Source organism: Achromobacter sp., from assembly GCF_036567245.1.
In the GTDB taxonomy this organism is placed as follows: Bacteria; Pseudomonadota; Gammaproteobacteria; order Burkholderiales; family Burkholderiaceae_B; genus Achromobacter.
The window spans coordinates 1-1,900 of sequence record NZ_DATCUY010000688.1; the positions used below are offsets into that span (position 1 = coordinate 1).

Sequence of the window (1,900 nt, forward strand, 5' to 3'; positions counted from 1 at the left end):
GCTGGCGCGGTTCGCCCGGGCCGCCCGATAGCGGCGCGTGGCCGGGGGCGGGGCTGGGGCCCATGCGGATCAGGCGCAGCATGTAGGAGACGCCGGCGCCGAACACCAGCAGGTACACCACCACGAACAGCGCCAGCGTCAGCGTCAGTTCGCCCAGCCCGTGCGGCGTGGCCGCGTCGGCGGTGCGCATGACGCCGTACACCACCCAGGGCTGACGGCCGATCTCCGTGACGTACCAACCCGCCAGGATGGCGATCAGTCCCGACGGCCCCATCCACAGCGCAAAGCGGTGCAGCCAGCGCGATTCATACAGCTTGCCGCGCCAGCGCGACCACAGCGCCCAGGCTGCCAGGGCGATCATCAGCATGCCCAGGCCCGCCATCACGCGGAACGACCAGAACACGGCGGTGGCGTTGGGCCGGTCTTCCGGCGGATACGACTTCAGGCCGGGGAACTGGCCGTCCCAGCTGTGCGTGAGGATCAGGCTGCCCAGGCGCGGAATGTTCACGGCGTAGCGCGTTTCCTCGCGCTCCATGTCGGGGATGCCGAACAGCGTCAGCGGCACGCCGGCGCCAGGCTCGTTTTCCCAATGGCCTTCGATGGCGGCGATCTTGGCGGGCTGGTGCTTGAGCGTGTTCAGGCCATGGAAGTCGCCCACCACGGCTTGCAGCGGCGCCACCAGCAGCAGCATGCCCATGGCCATGGCGAACATCTTCTTCACGGCGGGGCTGCGGTCGCCGCGCAGCATGTGCCAGGCGCCGGAGGCGCCCACCATCAGCGCGGTGGCCAGGAAGGCGGCGATGCCCATATGCGCCAGGCGGTAGGGGAAGGAGGGGTTGAAGATGACGGCCAGCCAGTCCGTAGGCACCACGCGGCCGTCCAGGATTTCGTAGCCGGCGGGCGTCTGCATCCAGCTGTTGGACGCCAGGATCCAGGTGGCCGACACCAGCGTGCCCAGCGCCACCATCACGGTCGAAAAGAAATGCAGGCCCGGCCCCACGCGCGACCAGCCGAACAGCATCACGCCCAGGAAGCCGGCTTCCAGGAAGAAGGCGGTCAGCACTTCATAGGCCAGCAAGGGCCCGGTCACGCTGCCGGCGAAGTCGGAGAAGAAGCTCCAGTTGGTGCCGAACTGGTACGCCATCACCAGGCCGGACACCACGCCCATGCCGAAGTTGACCGCGAAGATCTTGGTCCAGAAATGGTAAAGGTCGCGGTAGACGGTGTTGCGCGTGCGCAGCCACAGGCCTTCCAGCACGGCGAGATAGCTGGCCAGGCCGATGGTGATGGCGGGGAAGATGATGTGAAACGAGATGGTGAAGCCGAACTGTATTCGGGCTAGCAATAGCGCGTCGCTATCCATGGCGGTATTCCTGACTTCGTCGCCAGCGCGCGGCAACCGCCACAAGACGGCGTGCGCTGACGGGTGTTTGACCTACACCACGAAGTTAGAACCGCAGCTCTTATCAGTACAGATTCAGAATTGAATGAAAAAAGCGGATCAGTTTGGCTGGATTGGCAGGCCCGTGCTTATTTTTCATAGGGAAAGCATCTGTGCTGCAGATGATTTTCAGATTGCGGAGTTACAAAAAAAACAGCACAGAAAAGGCGGGTGTGTCCCCTGATACGCTTGTTTGGAGGCGCAGCCTGCCCGATCCGTGCCGTGTGTTCAAGACGCGCAGGCGCGCGCGGCTTCGTCGATCAGGCCGGCCACCTCGCCGGCGCGGGACGCAAGCGACGCGTGGCTCGCGTCCAGGGTGATGGTCTTGCGGGTATTCATGCGCGCGGCCATCCGCGTCTGGTTCTCGGGCGCGATCATGTGATCCTGGCTGGATATCTGATACCAGGACGGCTTGTTGCGCCACGCGGGGACGGATACCGTTTCGCCAAACGTGCTGGC

The 1,900-nt window shown here is 64.8% G+C and carries 1 protein-coding gene and 1 pseudogene; both read right to left on the reverse strand.

The genetic code is table 11. The features are described from left to right. The coding region (locus VIR09_RS29510; RefSeq protein WP_332016103.1) for a cytochrome ubiquinol oxidase subunit I at positions 1-1,363 on the reverse strand (1,363 nt) is incomplete at its 3' end. A 306-nt stretch (positions 1,364-1,669) separates the two neighbouring features. Next, positions 1,670-1,900 (reverse strand): annotated as a pseudogene (locus VIR09_RS29515) (alpha/beta hydrolase); the annotation flags it as partial.